Annotated in this window: 19 protein-coding genes; 13 read left to right on the forward strand and 6 right to left on the reverse strand. The window is 61.6% G+C overall.

The window, feature by feature from the left end; translation table 11 throughout:
• Window positions 1–18 precede the first annotated feature (18 nt).
• Entirely contained in the window at window positions 19–750 is a 732-nt protein-coding gene (locus AC1AX7_RS05315; protein ID WP_476509058.1) for a response regulator transcription factor, read from the reverse strand.
• Window positions 734–1,660, reverse strand: coding sequence for a TPM domain-containing protein (locus AC1AX7_RS05320; RefSeq protein ID WP_476509059.1), 927 nt, complete (start codon window positions 1,658–1,660; stop codon window positions 734–736). Before AC1AX7_RS05320 ends, AC1AX7_RS05315 begins: the two co-directional genes overlap by 17 nt.
• A gap of 28 nt (window positions 1,661–1,688) precedes the next feature.
• Between AC1AX7_RS05320 and AC1AX7_RS05325 the strand changes: the two genes are divergently transcribed.
• Window positions 1,689–1,979: a WXG100 family type VII secretion target gene (locus AC1AX7_RS05325; RefSeq protein WP_476509060.1), complete on the forward strand. Its 291-nt coding sequence runs from the start codon at window positions 1,689–1,691 to the stop codon at window positions 1,977–1,979.
• A gap of 92 nt (window positions 1,980–2,071) precedes the next feature.
• Here the strand turns inward: AC1AX7_RS05325 and groL are convergent, their stop codons facing one another.
• Both groL and AC1AX7_RS05335 read right to left on the reverse strand, forming a co-directional pair.
• Window positions 2,072–3,685 carry a chaperonin GroEL gene (gene groL / locus AC1AX7_RS05330; protein ID WP_476509061.1) on the reverse strand — a complete coding sequence of 538 codons (1,614 nt, stop codon included), beginning with the start codon at window positions 3,683–3,685 and terminating at the stop codon, window positions 2,072–2,074.
• 200 nt (window positions 3,686–3,885) lie between these two features.
• Window positions 3,886–4,596, reverse strand: a complete 711-nt coding sequence (locus AC1AX7_RS05335) for a LytR C-terminal domain-containing protein (protein WP_476509163.1) — start codon at window positions 4,594–4,596, stop codon at window positions 3,886–3,888.
• Between the two features lie 119 nt (window positions 4,597–4,715).
• Here AC1AX7_RS05335 and AC1AX7_RS05340 point away from each other — a divergent pair, with 119 nt between their 5' ends.
• The 12 genes from AC1AX7_RS05340 to AC1AX7_RS05395 all read left to right on the forward strand — a co-directional run bounded on the left by AC1AX7_RS05340 (window position 4,716) and on the right by AC1AX7_RS05395 (window position 17,459).
• Window positions 4,716–5,483 (forward strand): uracil-DNA glycosylase, encoded by a 768-nt coding sequence (locus tag AC1AX7_RS05340; RefSeq protein WP_476509062.1) that lies wholly within the window; start codon window positions 4,716–4,718, stop codon window positions 5,481–5,483.
• Window positions 5,484–5,488: 5 nt separating this feature from the next.
• Complete coding sequence (locus AC1AX7_RS05345; protein ID WP_476509063.1) at window positions 5,489–6,556, forward strand: AAA family ATPase; 1,068 nt, start codon at window positions 5,489–5,491, stop codon at window positions 6,554–6,556.
• A 53-nt stretch (window positions 6,557–6,609) separates the two neighbouring features.
• Window positions 6,610–7,584 (forward strand): DUF58 domain-containing protein, encoded by a 975-nt coding sequence (locus tag AC1AX7_RS05350; protein ID WP_476509064.1) that lies wholly within the window; start codon window positions 6,610–6,612, stop codon window positions 7,582–7,584.
• Window positions 7,581–8,120 (forward strand): hypothetical protein, encoded by a 540-nt coding sequence (locus tag AC1AX7_RS05355; protein ID WP_476509065.1) that lies wholly within the window; start codon window positions 7,581–7,583, stop codon window positions 8,118–8,120. Before AC1AX7_RS05350 ends, AC1AX7_RS05355 begins: the two co-directional genes overlap by 4 nt.
• 3 nt (window positions 8,121–8,123) lie before the next feature.
• Window positions 8,124–9,212 carry a vWA domain-containing protein gene (locus AC1AX7_RS05360; RefSeq protein ID WP_476509066.1) on the forward strand — a complete coding sequence of 363 codons (1,089 nt, stop codon included), beginning with the start codon at window positions 8,124–8,126 and terminating at the stop codon, window positions 9,210–9,212.
• On the forward strand, window positions 9,209–10,264 hold the full coding sequence (locus AC1AX7_RS05365) for a vWA domain-containing protein (protein ID WP_476509164.1): 1,056 nt from the start codon (window positions 9,209–9,211) through the stop codon (window positions 10,262–10,264). Before AC1AX7_RS05360 ends, AC1AX7_RS05365 begins: the two co-directional genes overlap by 4 nt.
• Window positions 10,261–10,848 (forward strand): DUF6466 family protein, encoded by a 588-nt coding sequence (locus AC1AX7_RS05370; protein WP_476509067.1) that lies wholly within the window; start codon window positions 10,261–10,263, stop codon window positions 10,846–10,848. Before AC1AX7_RS05365 ends, AC1AX7_RS05370 begins: the two co-directional genes overlap by 4 nt.
• 165 nt (window positions 10,849–11,013) lie before the next feature.
• Window positions 11,014–11,376: a hypothetical protein gene (locus AC1AX7_RS05375; RefSeq protein WP_476509068.1), complete on the forward strand. Its 363-nt coding sequence runs from the start codon at window positions 11,014–11,016 to the stop codon at window positions 11,374–11,376.
• A complete protein-coding gene (locus AC1AX7_RS05380) occupies window positions 11,373–12,959 on the forward strand; it encodes an esterase/lipase family protein (protein ID WP_476509069.1) in 1,587 nt (528 codons plus the stop codon). The genes AC1AX7_RS05375 and AC1AX7_RS05380 overlap by 4 nt, the downstream gene beginning before the upstream one ends.
• A gap of 59 nt (window positions 12,960–13,018) precedes the next feature.
• Window positions 13,019–14,461 carry an adenylosuccinate lyase gene (gene purB, locus AC1AX7_RS05385; protein WP_476509070.1) on the forward strand — a complete coding sequence of 481 codons (1,443 nt, stop codon included), beginning with the start codon at window positions 13,019–13,021 and terminating at the stop codon, window positions 14,459–14,461.
• A 110-nt stretch (window positions 14,462–14,571) separates the two neighbouring features.
• A complete protein-coding gene (locus AC1AX7_RS05390) occupies window positions 14,572–17,031 on the forward strand; it encodes a lysylphosphatidylglycerol synthase transmembrane domain-containing protein (RefSeq protein ID WP_476509071.1) in 2,460 nt (819 codons plus the stop codon).
• Window positions 17,032–17,177: 146 nt separating this feature from the next.
• On the forward strand, window positions 17,178–17,459 hold the full coding sequence (locus AC1AX7_RS05395; protein WP_003808664.1) for an HU family DNA-binding protein: 282 nt from the start codon (window positions 17,178–17,180) through the stop codon (window positions 17,457–17,459).
• Window positions 17,460–17,560: 101 nt separating this feature from the next.
• Here the strand turns inward: AC1AX7_RS05395 and pafA are convergent, their stop codons facing one another.
• Both pafA and AC1AX7_RS05405 read right to left on the reverse strand, forming a co-directional pair.
• Complete coding sequence (pafA, locus tag AC1AX7_RS05400) at window positions 17,561–19,039, reverse strand: Pup--protein ligase (protein WP_476509072.1); 1,479 nt, start codon at window positions 19,037–19,039, stop codon at window positions 17,561–17,563.
• Window positions 19,039–19,224, reverse strand: a complete 186-nt coding sequence (locus AC1AX7_RS05405) for a ubiquitin-like protein Pup (RefSeq protein ID WP_476509073.1) — start codon at window positions 19,222–19,224, stop codon at window positions 19,039–19,041. The genes pafA and AC1AX7_RS05405 overlap by 1 nt, the downstream gene beginning before the upstream one ends.
• Between the last annotated feature and the right edge of the window lie 37 nt (window positions 19,225–19,261).

Consider the following 19,261-nt stretch of genomic DNA (forward strand, 5'->3'; position numbering starts at 1 on the left):
AATGCAACGCCGTCGTCGTCAGTTCTTCGGCGCGCGGATCATGTATCCGATGCCGCGCTTGGTTTCGATCAGCGGAGCGACCTTATGGGTTTCGCCGTTCTCGTCGGTCACCGTGATGCCGTCGACCTTTTTGCGCAGATACGAGATGTAGGATTCCACGATCGCCGCGTCTCCGCCCCAGTCGTACTGCCATACATGATCGAGGATCTGCGCCTTCGACAGGACTCGTCCCTCGTTGTCCATCAGATACCGCAGCAGCTTGTATTCGGTGGGGCTCAGGTCGATGGGCTGGCCTGCGCGGGAGACGTCATGCGAATCCTCGTTGATTTCGAGATCGCCCACGCGGATGATCGGATTGTCTTCGATCTGCTCATGCGTACGGCGCAGAATCGCGCGGATACGAGCAACCACCTCTTCGAGACTGAACGGTTTGGTCACATAATCGTCGCCGCCGACGGTCAGGCCCATCACCTTGTCCTGAGTATCGTCGCGTGCCGTCAGGAACAGCACGGGGGCGGTGATGCCCTCCTGACGGATACGACGGGTCACCGTGAATCCGTCGATGTCCGGGAGCATGACGTCCAAAACGATCAGATCCGGCTGCGTTTTGGAGATGACTTCGATGGCTTCGGAACCGGAAGCCGCAGTGGTGACTTCGAATCCCGCGAAATGCAGCGAGGCGACAAGAAGCTCACGGATGGACGGCTCATCGTCGACGACTACGATGGATGCTTCAATAGGTTTGCTCATGTTCTCCAGCATCGCTCGATTCACTGGATGTTTCCTGAATATCCTCTGAGTCTTTTTTGGTTTTCTTCCGCACAGCCGATCGACGGGCGCGTTTGCTGTGCCGGCCGGATCCCCTGCCTCCCCTGCGGCTTCGCCACATGACGATCCCCACAAGCCCGCAGGCCACCACAACCACCACGGCGACGGCCGAAACGACGCCGATCATCGTGGTTTTCGCGGCGGCGGCATTCTGCTTGATCGAGACTATCTCATCCATCATGGCCAGCGCCGAACCGGCCCAGTCGGGCGTATCCTGCGTCAACGGTTCGGCGGCGACCGCGGACAGCCGATCGACGGTATCCCGGCTTTTCAGCCACTCCTGGGAATTCGCGGAGACCGCCACCACAAGATTGCCGTCGCCCGAAGCCACCGCAAGCATCACCGTGTTTTCAACGGGATCGATTGATTGCAATACATCCTGGACCCACTGCGACGGGTCTTCCGCATCGTCGAAATTCTCCAGAAACAGCAGCCTGACGGTGACGCCGGTCTTCTTCTGCGTGTCACTCATGGCATCGGTGACCTGTGCCATGTTTGCCCCGAGCAGATTCTGGGTGTCGGTGATGTTGTCCGTCATCGTCGCATCACCTGTCAGCGCGTTCGCGGAATCGGGATCCGCGGTCTCGTCGGCGCTTGCGGATTCAGTTATCCACAGGCCCATCATGACGCCAAGGACTATGGCGAGAAGTGCGGAAACGGCTTTATGCCAGGGGTTTTGGCGTTTTTCCGTAATTGACGACACGCCATTGAAGAGTAAAAACGACTTCTCTTCGTCCACATCACCGTTTTTCCCGGTGCTTTCGATTCGCTTTAGCATATGCTCAACTTTACCGTTCGATGAAACGAACCATCGGTAACGGTCACACTGCAATGGCGCATCTTGACGAAAGGTAGGCGATATGGCTCAATATCAAGTGGATTCGGAACGTATACAGGCGTCCAGCGCGGCGGTCAACGCATCCGTCGCGGCGATCAGGCAGGCGGTGCAGGGCATGTACGCCAATCTCAACGATCTGCAGAACGTATGGCGGGGTTCGGCGGCCGCCCAGTTCGCCGGCGTCGCGCAGCAATGGCATGCGGCCCAGCAGCAGATGGAGCAGTCGTTGGAATCGATCCAGCGTGCGCTCAGTCAGGCTTCGCTGTTGTATGCGGATACGGAAATGCAGGCGTCCCGCCTGTTCGCCGGCTAAGCCGGCTTCCCCCGAAAAGCGGGAAGGACCCGCCTGCGCCTGGCAGACGGGTCCTTCCTACTCGCTATTCGACGGTTCCTACCGATGTCGAATCAGTAGCCCATGTCCGGGGAAGCCGGGGCGGCTGCCGGCGGCTCCGGCTTGTTGGCCACAACGGCTTCGGTGGTCAGGAACAGGCCGGCGATGGAGGCGGCGTTCTGCAGAGCGGAACGGGTCACCTTGACCGGGTCGGTGACGCCGGCGGCGAGCAGGTCGACATACTCGTTGGTGGCGGCGTTCAGGCCTTGGCCGTCCGGCAGGGAACGGACCTTGTCGATCACCACGTCACCGGACAGGCCGGCGTTTTCGGCGATCTGCTTGATCGGGGCTTCGATGGCGCGGAACACGATGGCGGCACCGGTGGCCTCGTCGCCTTCGAGCGCGACGTCCTTCTGAGCCTTGGCAGCGGCCTGGACCAGAGCCACGCCGCCACCCGGCAGCAGGCCTTCTTCGATTGCGGCCTTGGCGTTGCGCACGGCGTCTTCGATGCGGTGCTTGCGTTCCTTGGCTTCGACTTCGGTGGCCGCGCCGACCTTGATGACGGCGACGCCGCCGGCCAGCTTGGCCAGACGTTCCTGCAGCTTCTCGCGATCGTAGTCGGAGTCGGTGTTTTCGATTTCGGCACGGATCTGGGCCACGCGTGCGGCCACGTCCTCAGTGGAGCCGGCACCGGAAACGATGGTGGTCTCGTCCTTGGAGACGATGATCTTCTTGGCGGAGCCCAGCACGTCCATACCGATGGAGTCGAGCTTCAGGCCCAGCTCTTCGGACACGACCTGGGCGCCGGTCAGGATGGCCATATCCTGCAGCATGGCCTTGCGGCGGTCGCCGAAGCCCGGAGCCTTGACGGCGCAGGACTTGAAGGTGCCACGAATGTTGTTCAGGATCAGGGTCGGCAGGGCTTCGCCGTCGACGTCCTCGGCGATGATCATCAGCGGCTTGCCGGTCTTCATCACCAGTTCGGCGATGTGGACGACGTCCTGCTGCGAGGAGACCTTGCCGGAGGTCAGGAGGATGTACGGATCTTCGAGAACAGCGGTCTGGTCTTCGGCGTTGGTGACGAAGTACGGGGCGATATAGCCCTTGTCGAAGCGCATGCCTTCGGTGAAATCCAGATCCAGGCCGAAGCGGTTGTTGTCTTCGACGGTGACGACGCCGTCCTGGCCGACCTTGTCCAGAGCTTCGGCGATCTTCTCGCCGACTTCCGGATCGGCCGCGGAGATCGTTGCGGTGGCGGCGATCTGCTCCTTGGTCTCGACGTCCTTGGCGGCGGCGACGAGTTCCTTGACGATGGCCTCAGTGGCCTTTTCGATGCCGCGGCGCAGGGCGATCGGGTTGGAACCTGCGGTGACGTTCTTCAGGCCTTCATGGACCAGGGACTGGGCCAGCACGGTGGCGGTGGTGGTGCCGTCGCCTGCGACGTCGTCGGTCTTCTTGGCGACTTCCTTGACCAGCTCGGCGCCGATGCGCTCGTACGGGTCGTCCAGGTCGATTTCCTTGGCGATAGAGACGCCGTCGTTGGTGATGGTCGGAGCGCCGTAGGTCTTGTCGAGGACCACGTTGCGGCCCTTCGGACCAAGGGTGACCTTGACTGTGTCGGCGAGCTTATCCAGACCCGCGAGCATTCCCTGACGCGCTTCGTCGTCGTATGCGATGATCTTTGCCATTGTTCCTCCACATATGGCTTAACGGATGTGTTCTCACGCCGGACAGGCGATTGTGGGACCAGCCGTCAGCTGCCGGTTATCACTCTCGTCGTCCGAGTGCTAATTGGGAGATTAGCACTCTCGGGCGTCGAGTGCCAACATGACGGCCGCGCTTTGCGCTGTCGGCATGAAAACACCGGTCAGCCGAATGACCGATCGGACTAGTCGAGCAGCACGACGACGATCGGCGTGGCAAGGCCATCGCTCTGCTCCACTGCGGTGATGCCAAGCGTGGCCGCGACGTCTTCCGCCGTCGCCTTATCGGTCTCGTTCTGGTACCAGACGACGGTATATGACGGGACCATACCGGTCGGATTGTCCGCCACGACGTCCGTGTATCCGGCGGCGGTCAATTCGCTGGCATGCTGTGCGGCATAGCCGCTGATGCCGGTCGCATTGACCACGCGCACCGAAGTCGCCTTGTTGACGGTCTCTTCGACCGCGGGTCCCTGCGCGGCGTCAGGAGAATCCGAAGACTCGGCGGCGTCCGAAGCGTCCGTGCCGCCGGCCTGCTGCGACTGGCCGTCCGTGGTCGTCGCGCCATCGTTTGCGGCTTCATCGTTCGCAGCGTCATCCGTCGGCTGCGCATCCGAGGATCGGTCGGAGTCGTCGGCGGACCTGTCCGCGGTCTTCGAACCGTCGGATCGCGAAGACGTGTTCCACGGCAGAAAATCAATCTTCGACATTTCGCCCGAAGCCATGCTCCAGAACAGCACACCGGCCAGAACCGCCACAACGATCACGACGATATACGGCGTCACCCGTGCGCCCACGGAGCGTGCGCCGCGATGCACGCCGACCGGTCCCATGGGAGGATTATCGAATTCGTCCTTTTCATACGATTCGTATGTCGCCTTGTCACGCTGAGCCATATTGCCGACCTCATTTCTCATACTTCTTCCCCAAAGTGTAATGGCCACTCCAGTCAGACTCGGTGAATTCACATAAAAAAAAAACGATAAAGCGAATATCGCATCGTACAGTGGTGGGCATGAGCAATGCGCACGTCAAACCATTATCCGAACTGGTCGACCCTGGATGGGCCGCCGCCCTGTCCGCCGTCGAACCCGATATCCACCGTATGGGTGATTTTCTGCGCGAGGAGCTGGCGCAGGGCAAACATCATCTGCCTGCGAGCAAGAACATCCTGCGCGCTTTCACCATACCGTTCGATTCCATAAAAGTGCTTATCGTGGGCCAGGACCCATATCCGACTCCGGGGCACCCGGTGGGCCTGAGCTTCTGCGTGTCCCCTGACGTCCGCCCCCTGCCGAAAAGCCTGATCAACATCTACAGGGAGCTCATGGACGATCTCGGCGTCCCGCAGCCCGCCAACGGCGATCTGACGCCGTGGACCGAACAAGGGGTCATGCTGCTCAACAGATGCCTGACGGTCAGGGTCGGCGAACCCAACAGCCACCAAGGCAAAGGATGGGAGGCCATCACCGAGGAAGCGATTCGCGCGCTGAACGCACGCGTCCGCCCCGACGGCTCACCTCAACCGCTGGTCGCGATTCTTTGGGGACGCAACGCACAGACGTTGGAACCGCTGCTGACCAACGCATATATCATCAAATCCGCGCATCCAAGCCCTCTTTCCGCTTCCCGGGGATTCTTCGGGTCACGGCCCTTCTCCCGCGCCAATGCGGCGCTGCTATCCATGGGCGCCACACCGATCGACTGGTCGCTGCCGTCGACCGTGGACACGGCCGGCAACGGTCCCGCCGATCAGACTCATCGAATGCAGACGATAAGGTAACGACCATGGCTTTGTTCTCTCCCTCGCAACATCCGCAGCCTCCGGTTCCAGCGGCGGCATCCGCGTATTCCGGCACGACCGCGCTCACGCCGGAGCATCTCAACCGCGCCCGTCAATTGGCGGCAAAGGTGCGCGCGCATTTCGCGCAGACCATCGTCGGTCAGGAGAAAATGTGCGAATCCCTGATCCTGACCATGGCGGCCGGCGGCCATATTCTGATCGAATCGGTGCCGGGCCTGGCGAAGACCACGGCCGCGCAGACGCTGGCGACTTCGGTCTCCGGCACGTTCAAACGAGTGCAGTGCACACCCGACCTGATGCCTTCCGACTTGGTCGGCACGCAGGTCTTCGATTTTCCCACGCAGAAATTCTCCACGCAGATCGGCCCCATCCACGCCAATTTCGTGCTTCTTGACGAAATCAACCGTTCGAATGCGAAAACGCAATCGGCGATGCTGGAGGCCATGGCGGAAGGCGCGACCACAATCGGCGGGCAACGCATCGCGCTCCCCCGTCCGTTCATGGTCATCGCCACGCAGAATCCGATCGAGGAGGAGGGCACATACAACCTGCCCGAAGCGCAGATGGACCGTTTCATGATGAAAACGGTCATGACCTATCCGACCGCGGATGAGGAACGGTCGATGCTGGCCATGCTGACCCGACGCGGTTACGACGCCCTCGACCCGACCAGAACCGGTACGGATACGATCTCCATCCAGGACGTCGAATTCCTGCGCACAGCGGCCCGCCATGTCCATGTCTCCGAAGCCGTTATGCGCTATGCGGTCGATTTGGCCGCCACTTCGCGTGGCATGGGCACGCATCCGGTGCAGGGCCTTTCCTCACTGGTCAGGCTCGGCGCGTCCCCGCGCGCCTCAATCGCGCTGATCCGCATCGGGCAGGCGGGCGCCCTGCTCTCCGGACGTGACTACGTCGTGCCGGAAGACGTCAAAACGTATGTGCCGGAGGTTCTGCGTCACCGCATCATCCTCACTTTTGAGGCATTGGCGGACGGCATCACCGCCGATCAGGTCATCGATTCCATCGTCCGGGCGGTCCCCGTTCCATGATCCGCCCCGATTTCCATTTCAGATCCCGGTCCGCATCCCTTCCCGAAACGGGGATGCCCAAAACCGAGGCATCCGGAAACGGCGTTTCGACTCGTAGACGAATCGAAACGCTGGGCTCGTCATTAAGCCTGCCGACCGTACGCAAGGCTTTGGGCGTTCTGGAAGGAGAGCATTCGTCCGGCCGCCGCGCCGGTTCGGCCGATGTGATGGATATACGCGCCTACGAATACGGCGACGAAGCGCATCGCATCGATTGGAAGGTCAGCGCCCGCGCCGGGCGCCCGATGGTCGCGCAGCGCGAACGTCTGGCCACAAGCCACGTCTGGATGCTGCTTGACGTCGGCTATGAGATGACGGGCGCATGCGACGGCGGCGAACATGCGTATGAGGTCGCGGCCAACGCGCTGTGCATGTTTGCGGCCCTGAGCCTGCGCCGGTCGGATTCCGTGTCCCTGGTGTTCGGTGACGAGCGAAACATCACCCGCGTCCCGTTCCATGGCGGGCTGCCGCAATTCGAGCGGACATTGGACGACGCGCTGCGCCGTGAATGGTCGAACCGGCGCAATATCGACGCGCTGCTGGATTACGCCGCGAATATCCGCGACCGCGACGCGCTTGTCGTGCTGGCCACCGACGAGCTTGCTCTGTCGGAGCGTCATATCAAGGTCCTTCGCCGCATCATGCAGACGCATCCGCTGATTCTCATCGACGTAGCAACCGTCAATCCGTTCGCGGAGCACATCGACGGCATGGTGCTTGACGGCATGTCCTCTCGTGCGGTGCCCGCTTTTCTGCGTACCCGGGAGACCGCGCGAGAAGTCGACACGCATCGTCATTTCGTCGCCGCGACTCTGGAAAAGGAGACGGCGCGTATGGGGGCGCATGTGATTCACGCAGGCTCGAGCGAAGCCGTATTCGACGCTTTCGTGCGTCTCGTCTCCTCGTCCCTGTCGTATTCGACGCGCAATCATCTGAGAACGACGTCCATGCCGGCGAATATCGGGGCGGATACGGGGGCGGGCGCATGATCATCGCCTTGGAGGAGACCGGCGTCGACGTCACCGACCTGACGACGGAGCCGCAATTGGATTGGGCGCCGTCATTGACGGCGGCGCTGTTGGGCTGTCTTGTTCTGGCGGCGCTGTGCGCAGCCGGAGCCATATGGCTGGGCCGGCCGAAGCGTCGCGCCCCGCAGCCGCACAAGCGGGGCGTACATGCCCCGCAATCGGCCGGCCGCATCTGGCAGCAACGCGTCGACGACATCGTCAAACGCCATCACGATGGCGGACTGTCTCGTCAGGACGCATTCGACGAGTTGGCGTCGCTGACGCGCGAGTATGCCTCGTCCGTCAGCGGCAGGGATATGCGCTGCGACACGCTGCTTGATATCGGCATGCTGCCCCGCAACGCGTCCGACAGGCAACGTCTGGATGCGTTGCGCCAGACCATCGCCGCGCTGTATCCGCCGCAGTTCGCCGATGCCGACACGAATGAGTCCGCTCGCGAGGCGACGGTCGAGCAGGCGGCGGGATGGGTGTCGAAATTCATGGAAAGGTGGCGGTAGCGCATGCTGACCTGGCAATGGATTTGGGCGCTGCCCATCGCGATCGCGGTCGCCGCCGCCCTTATCGCGTGCGCATGGCTGCTTGCCGCGCGCCGTCATCGCGATGCGCGCCGTCTTCGCGTATTCAGTCTGGATGACGATCTGAATACGGATAAGGCAACGTCGCTGCTGCGCCAATGGCGGGCGCTGAATCGCGCCGCGGTGACGCTGCTTGCCGTCGCCCTGCTGCTGACGGTCGCATTGGTGGCCCGCCCCTCGCAGATCGACCGGGGCGAGGAGCGCTCCTCCAGCCGCGACATCATCCTGTGTCTGGACGTGTCCGGTTCCACGCTTCCGTATGACCGTGAGGTCATTGAAACGTATCTGGAACTGGTGGAGAATTTCCAAGGCGAGCGCATCGGCATGAGCATCTTCAATTCGACGTCGCGTACGGTCTTTCCGCTGACCGACGATTACGAGCTGGTGACGGCGCAGCTGCAGGAGGCCAGCGATATCCTTCGCGGCGTGCAGTCGCAGGATGACATCGATGCGATGAGCGACGAAGAATATCAGAAGATTTCCGATTGGCTTGACGGCACGCAGAACAGGACCGACGCGACGTCGCTGATCGGCGATGGCGTGGTCAGCTGCGCCGCGATGCTGCCCGGTTTCGTATACGGCTCGTCCTCTTCGACGGGCGCCGGCGCTGATGACGCCGACGACGGTTCCGATGCCGGCAGGTCGGCTTCCATTGTGCTGGCCACCGATAACGTGCTGTCCGGAACGGCCACGTATACGCTTGATGAGGCGTTGTCGATGGCGTCGGAGGCGGACATTTCCGTGGACGGCCTGTTCTCCGGCCCTTCCGAAAGCCTGCAGGATGAGGCCACCGGCGATATGCGCACCGCGATCGAGTCGCATGGCGGCATTTTCCTGACCCGCGCTTCCGGTTCGAGCGTTGACGAATTGGTGCGTCAGATCGATTCCCGTCGCGCCGACGCCGACGAAAGCGTCGAACAGACGGCCGTCGTCGACGCGCCCGGTTGGTGGACTTTCGCACTGGCGATTGTGGTATGCGTCTGGCTGTTGATTTCGTGGAGGCTGAGGCGATGAGCGGATTGTCTTTCTCCCCCGCTTTGGGTTGGCCCGTCGGCATCGCGATTGCGGTGGTGATGCTGGCGTTCGCGGTCGCGGGCGTTGTGCTGCATGTACGCCGCGCAGGCGAGAGCGATGAGACGCTCGCCATGTGCGTGCGCCGCTGCGCGGTCTGCGTTCTGATCGCGGTGATGGCGTTGACGCCGAGCGTCGTTTCTTCGACGACGAGCAGGGCCGTGAACGCCACCGACGTGATCGTCGCCGTTGACGTGACCGGCTCGATGGCCGTCGAGGACGCCTCCTACGGCTCGCAGGATACGATGAGCCGTTTGGACGCCGCCAAGCGGGCGGTGCACGATCTGACCGGCATGTATGCCGACGCGAGTTTCGCCGCGTTGCGTTTCGGTGCGAACGCCACCGTTGATGTGCCGTTGACGCCCGACACGTTGGCGATCGGCAATTGGGCCGATTCCCTGACCACGGAGCCGACTTCGCTGTCGACCGGCTCTTCCTTGGACGTGCCGATCGATCAGCTGCTGGTGACCTGCAAGGACATCCATGAGCAGCGTCCTGACGATGCGATTATCGTCTACCTGATCTCCGACGGCGAGCAGACGTCGTCCGCCACCCGGCGAACGTTCTCGTCGTTGCGCCGTTACGTGGATGATGCGTTCACCGTTGGCGTGGGTTCCGCGCAGGGCGGCAGGATTCCGCTGGTCGGGAACGGCCTGTCTTCGTCTTCGGATGGGTCCGATGCGTCCGACGGGGCTGACGGCCAATCCGAATGGGTGCTCGATCCGGCGACCGGCGAGCCGGGCGTATCCCGACTTGATGCCGATACGCTCATGGCCATAGCCGATGAGATGAGCGGCTCCTATATCGCCGCCGATGCGACGCAGACCGTCGATGCCGGATTGTCCGCCGCCGCATCCGAACGCTGGCATATCACGTCGACGGTGAAGGAACGAACCCGCGTCTCTCCTGTAATCTGGCCGTTCGCCGTCGCCGTACTGATTCTGCTGGCGTATGAGGTCGGCTCCTGGATCGCCACGTCAAGGAGGCTGCTGTGAACAATACGCTTGACGACAACAGGTCCGGTTCGAAGCGTACGGCGCGTGCGCCGATTCCCGTCCGCATCGCCTTGGCCGTCGCAGCGGTGCCGCTCGCCGCGGCCTGCATGCTTGCGGCAGTGAATCTGGCATCGTTGGCGCAATACAATCAGGCCACGCAGACGTTGAACGCGAATATCGAACAGGCGCGGGACCGGAACGCCGATCTGAATACGCTGCTGATCAGCCAGCAGCAGACCGACGCGCAGTTCGGCGAGGCCGACGCATTGCATGCGATGCTGCTGCCGGCCCTACGCGAGGCGATCGACGAGAACGCCGCTTTGTCGGCGACATTAACCGAACGCATTCAAACGCAGCTCAATCGGCAGTCCGGCGATCCCCAAAGCTCCGGCTCTTCGTCCGACGGACGATCCGATGCCGCCGGGGAATCGGGACTGACTGATGCGCAGAAGCAGCAGGTCGAGGAGATGCTGCGCAACAATCAGTCGTCGAATGCCGGCGACGACACGGACGCTTCAAAGACGGAAGGCGATTCGTCCGACGATCCGCAGCGGAATTCATCCGATCAGGCAAAACCTTGGTAGATCGCCGTTTCAGGGAAGCCGCCGAAAAGTTATCCACAGGGATGATTCGGCGGTTTCCTTGATTTTCCAACGACGACACGCCGAAGGAATCGTTTTCGCCGTCCATTCGACCACATGCCCCCGTTGGGCTGGACACGTCAATGCCGTATTGGTTTGAATGGTGTCATGAACACCACACTGTATACCACCGCCGATAATTCGTCGCTGATACCGGCGACTCCCGTATCAGCGGCAGACACCGCATTCACGCCGCAGCGCACCGTCGCATTGCGGCAGACGGTCGTACCGTTCTCCCATATGCAATGCCGTTGCCATACGGTCGTCGCGCAAAGCCGGGATGCGGTCGACGCCTCCGCGAGTCTGGCGAGAGGCGGCTTCGACCGTTTGTTCGAAAGCATCAGCCGCACCGCGAATATCGATTGGACCGGCAACGCCGCCGCCCTGTTCCGTGAGCGCATGACGATGATCCGTGAACGGATCGCGCTGTACGACGCCGATATCGCCTCGACGGTAAGGATGGCGACGTGAACTGGCAGGTTACCTCGTCGATTTACGGCGGCGCGCAGTATGCGCCGGCGACGATGGCCGAATACACGGCCGTGGCCGAGGCCTTGGTGCAGAGCGCCGCCGACATGCGGGCCCTGTCGGTTTCCTGGTCGGATACCGGCATCGCCGTGCAGCGGCATCATGCGTCCATGCCGATCTGTTCGTCGGCGGGCTCGTCCATGTCGCCGGGCATGTCTTCGCATGCGACGTTTCCTTTTGCCGGCGTCGCGCAACGTTGCGCGATGCATGCGCAGGATTGCACGGCGTTGGGTGACGAGTTGACGCAGATGGCGGATCTGCTGATTCGCGCGCATTCGCTGTATTCGCAGGCCGAGGCGGAGAACCGTCGGATGCTGACCGAATTGATTCAGGGATTCACGCAGCTGTTTCCCAAATACACGCTGCTTGGCGCGGGGGCGCTTGCGCTTGGCGGCGCGGCATACGGTTCGATCGACGAGGGAGGGTTCAATGCCACGCATGCGCTGACCTCCACTTCTTGGGCGCAGGAGGGGCTTATGGGCGGTTTGGGCGCGATGGTCGGATCGGTGCCCGTCAAAAAAGGACTGGCACGCACCGATGAGGTCAATACCGCCGCCAAACGTCTGTCCGGAGTGACGGCACCGGCATATGACCTGTTCCAGGGCAATGCCTTGCAGGTCAAACAGGTCGTCTCCGATGCCGATGTGATCCAGGAGCCGCATTCCGTGGCCGAGGCGATGGAAAGCCTGCGACGGCTCGGGGAGGAGCGTTTGGGCAAGATCGATTTGAACAGCGGTCTGGAATACGGCACGATCGCGATTTCGCGATATCGTCGCTCCGACGGTTCGACGTCTTGGCTGGTGACGATTCCCGGAACCGACGGCAAACCGGATTCCCCGTTCGGATGGCCGCAGAACATCGAGCTGATGAGCGGCGATAGGACACGGCGCATGAACGCCGACAGCGCGCGCATGGTGGCGGAGGCGATGGAACGCGCCGGCATCGGCGCGGACGATCCGGTCGCCATGGTCGGCCATTCGCAGGGAGGGATCGTGGCCGCGACGTTGGCTTCGGATTGGAGCGACGCCTACAATATCGAGCATATCGTTACGGCGGGCTCCCCCGTCGCGAATCATCCGGTCGACGAGGGCACGTGGGTGACGAGCGTGGAGATCGACGACGAGCTGGTCGCGGCGTTGGATGGCGCGGAGAATCCGGCGACCGACACATGGCTTACCGTCCGGGGAACATCCACGTATATTCCCGACAGCGTTTCGACCACCGTCAATGACGACGGATCATGCACGCCCGGCATGGGGGCAGGCACGTTGAACCCGTTTATCGGCGCGACGGTAAAGGATCAGTCCGACGGCAAGGAGATAACGCATTGGCTGAAATACCATCAGGCCGCATACAGGAACGCGACCGACCTAGGCTCCCCCGCATTGCAGCGGCACGAGCAGCATTTCCAGGACGTTCTTGACGGGGAGCTGGTGGAGACCACCTATTGGCAGGGTCGAATGACGAAATCCGCGACGGTGGCGCCTTCGCAGTCGACGATGACCATGAGCACGACCGGCCGATAATGATCGCGCTGACTCACGCCACGGGCTTCAGGTTTACGGCTGCAAGTACTCTGTTGGGTATGAAGCTTACCGACATCTCCCCCGCAATCGCATTGACCCCTCTGGATGGCCGCTATCATAACGCCACCGCGCCGCTTGTCGAATACATGAGCGAACCGGCTTTGAACCGTGAGCGCATGCGTGTCGAAGTCGAATGGATGATCCTGCTGGCCAACGGTTTCGAAGGCAACGGCAATCAGCCCATCGTCGCCGGAGTGGATCCGCTGGATGAGGACGAGCAGGCATTCCTGCGCGCGATTCCCGAACAGTTCGACGCCGAAGGCATCGCCCGGCATGCGGCGCATGAAGCCGTCACCCACCATGACGTGAAGGCCGTCGAATACTATATCGACGATCAGCTGGACAAGGCGGAAGCGGCGCTTGGCCGCAAGACGCAGCTGTCCGAGCTGAAGACGCTCGTGCATTTCGCCTGCACCTCCGAAGACATCAACAACCTTTCCATCGCCCGCTGCGTGAAGAACGCCATCGAACAGGTGTGGCTGCCGGACGCGCAGGCCATCGTCGACCATCTTGCCGCCAAGGCCGAGGACTACCGCGACAAGGCGCTGCTTTCCCTGACGCACGGCCAGCCGGCGACCCCGACCACGCTGGGCAAGGAACTCGCCGTGTACGTGTATCGTCTGAACCGTCAGCTCGGCAAGGTCCGCGCCCAGGAATATCTGGGCAAGATCAATGGCGCCACCGGCACGTTCGGCGCCCACCTGGCCGCATGCCCGGACGTCGATTGGATCGCCGTCTCCCGCGAATTCGTCACCAACCGCATGGGCCTGACGTGGAATCCGCTGACCACGCAGATCGAATCCCACGACTGGCAGGCCGAGCTGTACGGCACGATCAGCCACGCGAACCGCATCATGCATAACCTGTGCGTTGACGTGTGGATGTACATCTCACGCGGCGTGTTCGCTCAGGTCCCGGTCAAGGGCGCCACCGGCTCCTCCACGATGCCGCACAAGGTCAATCCGATCCGTTTCGAAAACGCCGAAGCGAATCTGGAACTGTCGTGCTCGCTGCTTGACACGCTGTCCGCCACGCTGGTGGAATCCCGCTGGCAGCGCGATCTGACCGATTCGACCACGCAGCGCAATATCGGCTCCGCATTGGGCTATTCGGTGCTGGCGCTGTACAACCTCAAGGGCGGTCTGGAATCCATCCATCCGAACGATATCGTGATCGAACGCGAACTGGATTCCAACTGGGAGGTGCTTGGCGAGCCGATCCAGACCGCGATGCGCGCCTGCGAACTGGCCGGCCTGCCCGGTATGGACCAGCCTTATGAAAAGGTCAAGAAGCTGATGCGCGGCCACGAGATCAGCAAGGCGGACGTGGAGAACTTCATCGACGGCCTCGCCTTCGACGATGCCGCCGCGGCGCGCCTGAAGGCTTTGACTCCGGCGTCCTACACCGGCGTCGCTTCCAAGCTGGTTGATTTTCAGCGCTGAATCATAAGCATCCCGTCGGCCGGACATTATCGCCGCATTGTCCGGCCGACGGATCTGACGCCTCGTTCGCGTATGCCGAAAACCCGGATACACCGGTCGAGGCAAATCATATGAAAGCGGAATACGTGTCAGACGTCATCAACCAATCCGTTCCGAACGTTCATATCGAAGACGTGAGGCCTCGCCGCACCAGAGACTTCGCGGACCTCATCCATGCCGCGGCGGCGGTCGCCGGCATCGTCGTAATCTTGCTGTTCACGCAATATCTCAAAGGCGTCACGTTGGGTGTCGAATCGGATATCCACAGCGCCGGCAAAGCGGTCGAATGGCTTGTCGACGTTCCTTCATCCCTTCTGCAGCAGATCGCCATCGTCGCCATAACCGTCAGCGTGCTCGTGCAGCTGCTGATCAATGCGGAATGGCTTCAATCCGCCGTGTCGTTGATTGCGCTGCTATGCGGGTTCGCGGCGGTATGGGCCGTCTCATGGCTGATTTCACATATAGCCGATCCCCTGCTGGTCGCGTCGTTGTCATCGTCGTCGCTGCCTCAAACGCAATCGGGGGTAGGCCTGTTGCCTGATTTCTACGCGGCGATGGCGGCGTTTCTGACGACGGCCGGCCCAAGGCGTATGCGTTCGGCCGTCAAATGGGGCTGGAACGCGCTCTACACGGTTGCGGTGCTGATGGTGGTGCTGTCCTGGCATTCGCTGACCGGCGCGTTGCTGGCGTTCGCGACCGGTCGCGCCATCGGCATGGTCATCCGCTTCATCATGGGAACGCAGAACAACGGCGTGTGGGGCATGCAGATCGTGCACGCGCTTCATGCTCTTGGACTCGATATCTCCAGACTTCAACGCCGTACCGAATCGCACTCGGACACCGGTATACTGCGCGCCGACCTTGACGACGATCTTGTCGAAAACTCCCGTATCTACGACGCATATGACGATGCAGGCAACCGCTATACGGTATCCGTTCTGGACAATCAGAATCAGATCGCAGGCTATCTGAATCAGCTTTGGCAGTGGATCCGCCTGTCCGGGGTCTCGATGAGAAAAGACCGTTCCGCCATCGACGCGCATCATCATCATTACACCATGCTGTTGGGCCTGAGGAGCATCGGCCTGCCCGCACCGGAGCCGTACGGGGTCATCGACAGCGGCGAATCCTCGATTCTGGTCCTGAACGTTACGCGCATGCCGTTGGAGTGCAATCTCAATACACTGACCGATGACGATGTCATCGCTTTTATGACCTATCTCAGAAAGGCGCATCACCGCGGATACACACATCGTCGTCTGACCGCCGACACATTGGCTCGCATGGAAGACGGCACGCCCATCATCGCGGGTTGGCATAACGGAGATTACGCCAGCGGTCCGAGTAATCGCGCCCTGGACCAGGTGCAGCTGCTTGCATTGTTCAGTACGCTTATCGGCCCGGAACGCACGATCGCCGATGCCCGCAAAGTGTGGAACGACGAGCAGCTGATCAATCTCGCCCCGTTCGTGCAAAAGGCCGCAGTGCCTGCGGCGACGCGTTCGATGCCCAACTGGAACAAGCATCTGCTGGAACGGCTGCGTTCCGGATTGAAGGCCCTCGCTTCCCCGGACATGGCCGACACGATGGAGCCTGTGACGCTGTCCCGTTTCTCCCTGCGCTCGTTCCTGGCCATCGCTCTGCTGGTGATCGCCGTTTCCGTCGTATTCACCCAGCTCAAGCCCGACGAGATGATCGAAGCGGTACGTGAGGCGAATCTCACCATGGCATTGCTATGCGTCGCTTTCGGATTCGTCGCATGGGGCGGATCCGCACTGACTTTGGGCGCGTTCATGGATAAGGAGCACCGCAAGCCCTTTGCGCTGATGTGTTCGCAGATGGCTTCCGGCTTCACCGCAGTATCCATGCCCGCAGGCATCGGACCCGCCTTCGTGAATCTGCAGTTCCTGCGGCATAGCGGCTATCGCGGCACCAAGGCGACTGCGATCATGAGCGCGGTCGCGGTGATCCAGGCCGGCACCACCGTCGCTTTGGTCCTGCTGATCGGCATATTCACCGGACGCAACACACTGTCGGGAATGATTCCGACCAATACATTGATCATCGCGATCACGGTCATCGCGCTGGCTGTTTCCGTGGCTTTGGCGATCACGCCTCTGCGCAGGTTCATCATCAGAACATACCTGCCATTGGTCAAACGGTATGCAAGGGCCTTGGTTGACGTGGTCACGCAGCCGAAGCGCCTTGCCATCGGCCTGATCGGATCGATCATTCTCAACATCGCCACCGGACTGGGATTCTGGGCCGCACTGCTGGCGTTCGGCTATCCGACGAACCCGTTTGAAACGACGTTCATTTTCCTGCTGGCCAATATGCTGGGGTCCGCCGTCCCGACGCCCGGTGGCCTGGGCGCCGTCGAAGCCGCTCTTTCGGTGTCCTTCAGCGCGATCGGCATCCCCTCCCCCATCGCATTGTCCGCGACGTTGGTCTATCGCGTGGCCTTCTACTGGCTGCGTATTCCGATCGGAGCGGCCGCGATGAAGTGGCTGGACCGGCGAAATCTGATCTGAATCAGGCGTTTTTCGTCACCCCATGGTGGAAAACTGCTAAAAACCACTGAAAAATCGCCAATTTGACGGGATGATGCGCTAATATTCACTATGAACGTGGATATTCGGGTAAGCAGGATATCCCCTGACTTAAGAAGGAATGCTTTATGGCATACAACAAGTCTGATCTCGTCTCGAAGATCGCGCAGAAGTCTAACCTGACCAAGGCTCAGGCTGAAGCTGCTGTCAACGCTTTCCAGGACGTGTTCGTCGAGGCAATGCAGTCCGGCGAAGGCCTGAAGCTGACCGGCCTGTTCTCCGCCGAACGTGTCAAGCGCGCCGCCCGCACCGGCCGTAACCCGCGCACCGGCGAAACCATCGAGATCCCTGCCACCTACGGCGTGCGCATCTCCGCAGGCTCCCTGCTGAAGAAGGCCGTCACCAAGTAAGCTGTCAGGCCTTTACATGCCCGAAGGATCGGGGCATCCTGAATGAGGATGCCCCGATTTTTCATATCCTTTCGCCTTCTGCGGCTTCGTACCACGCCGCCCTACGCCTGCTCGCTCCGATCGGTCAGCATCCGCATCAGGACCGTGAAATCGGAATCATCCTGTGCTTTCGCTTCGAACGGATCGATCAGCATCGCTTCACGTCGATACGGCGCGGTAACGGCCACGCGCGTCCAATCACAGGAGAATTGCACGCCGGCCCGCCGCGCGGCGGCGATGAACCGGCCCCGCAATGCGGCACGCGTGTTTTCCGGCGCATGGTCACGCGCATACTCGGCCTGCGCATCATCGACCACGGCACGCATCATGCCGTGGCGCAGCAACGAGTCGAACAGGCTGCCGTTGACGATGTCGTGATAGTCCATGTCCAACTGTTCGGCCCTGGCGGCGGCGATCGGCCCGCGACGTCTTTCCAGACCGTCGAAAAACGCACGCTTCGCCACCCAGTCGATGCGGTCGGACAAGCGCCGCATGTCGCCGTCACGCAGCATGTCCAACACGTCACGCCAATCCTGCAGCACCTGCGCCGCACCGGTACGCGGCAAGGAATCGGCCACTTCGGGGTGCGCATCGACGAACCGCTCCACAACATCCAAATAGCGATACTGCATTCCCAACGCGCCGCCATGCATCACGCTGCCGTCCGCCATCGCGAAATCGGCGGAACCGCAGGTCAGGTCGGCGCTGACCGCACGGTTCGCCTCCCCCGCATCGGCAAAGGCGAAATCGGCGAACCCGGTGGGAACGCCATCACGATGGCACTGTTCGATCACACACAGCACAAGATGCGTCGTCGCCAGCTTCATCATCGTCGCCCATTGCGAACGGTTCGAATCGCCGATGATGACATGCAGGCGGCGGAACGCTTCGGGATCGGCATGCGGCTCGTCCCTGGTGTTCACCATCGGACGCGATCGCGTCGTCGCCGATGAGACGGCCTCATCCAGAAAGCCGGCACGCTGCGTGATTTCGAAACCGGCAGGCGTCATGCGCCCCGCCCCGGTGAAGATCTGACGTGTGATCAGAAACGGCAGCAGCTCATGCTCCACGGTCTGCAACGGCACAAAACGGCGCACCAGATAGTTCTCGTGGCATCCGAACGAGTGGCCGGCGGAATCCGCATTGTTTTTGAACAGGTGGATGCGTGCCTGCGCGCCGTGCGTGGCCTGCAGCACTCGCTCGGCGTCCATGGCCAACGAACGCATGATCCGCTCACCCGCGGCGTCCAATGCGACCGCATCCCACGGATCGGCCGCCTCCGCCGTCGCATATTCCGGGTGGGAACCGACATCGAGATACAGACGGGACCCGTTCGTCAGATACGTATTCGTCGAACGCGATGCGCTTATCAGCGGGCGGAACATCGTCATCGCGACCTGTCCGGCATCACATGGCCGGTCCGTGCCCGTCACGCTGACGCCGTATTCGGTTTCCAAGCCGAAAATACGGCAGAACCCGTCGATCTCTCGACGGGTTCGTCCGGTGACGATGCCGCTGGCGCTGTCACGCAGCTGGGGCATCACTCACCGCCCTTCTGCACGAAGCTGCCCACGTATTCCTCCGCGTTGGATTCAAGCACCGATTCGATATCGCCCAAAACCGCATCCAACATGTCGGACATATCCTGCGATGCGGCGGCCGCAGCGACCTGCTCCTCATCGTTGTTCCGCTGCGCCGACTGCGCATGCGCGAATTCCTGAGGCATAATCAATCCCTTTCCTGATTCTCGGACGTGTTTTCCG

It is taken from the genome of Bifidobacterium sp. LH_449 (assembly GCF_056356755.1).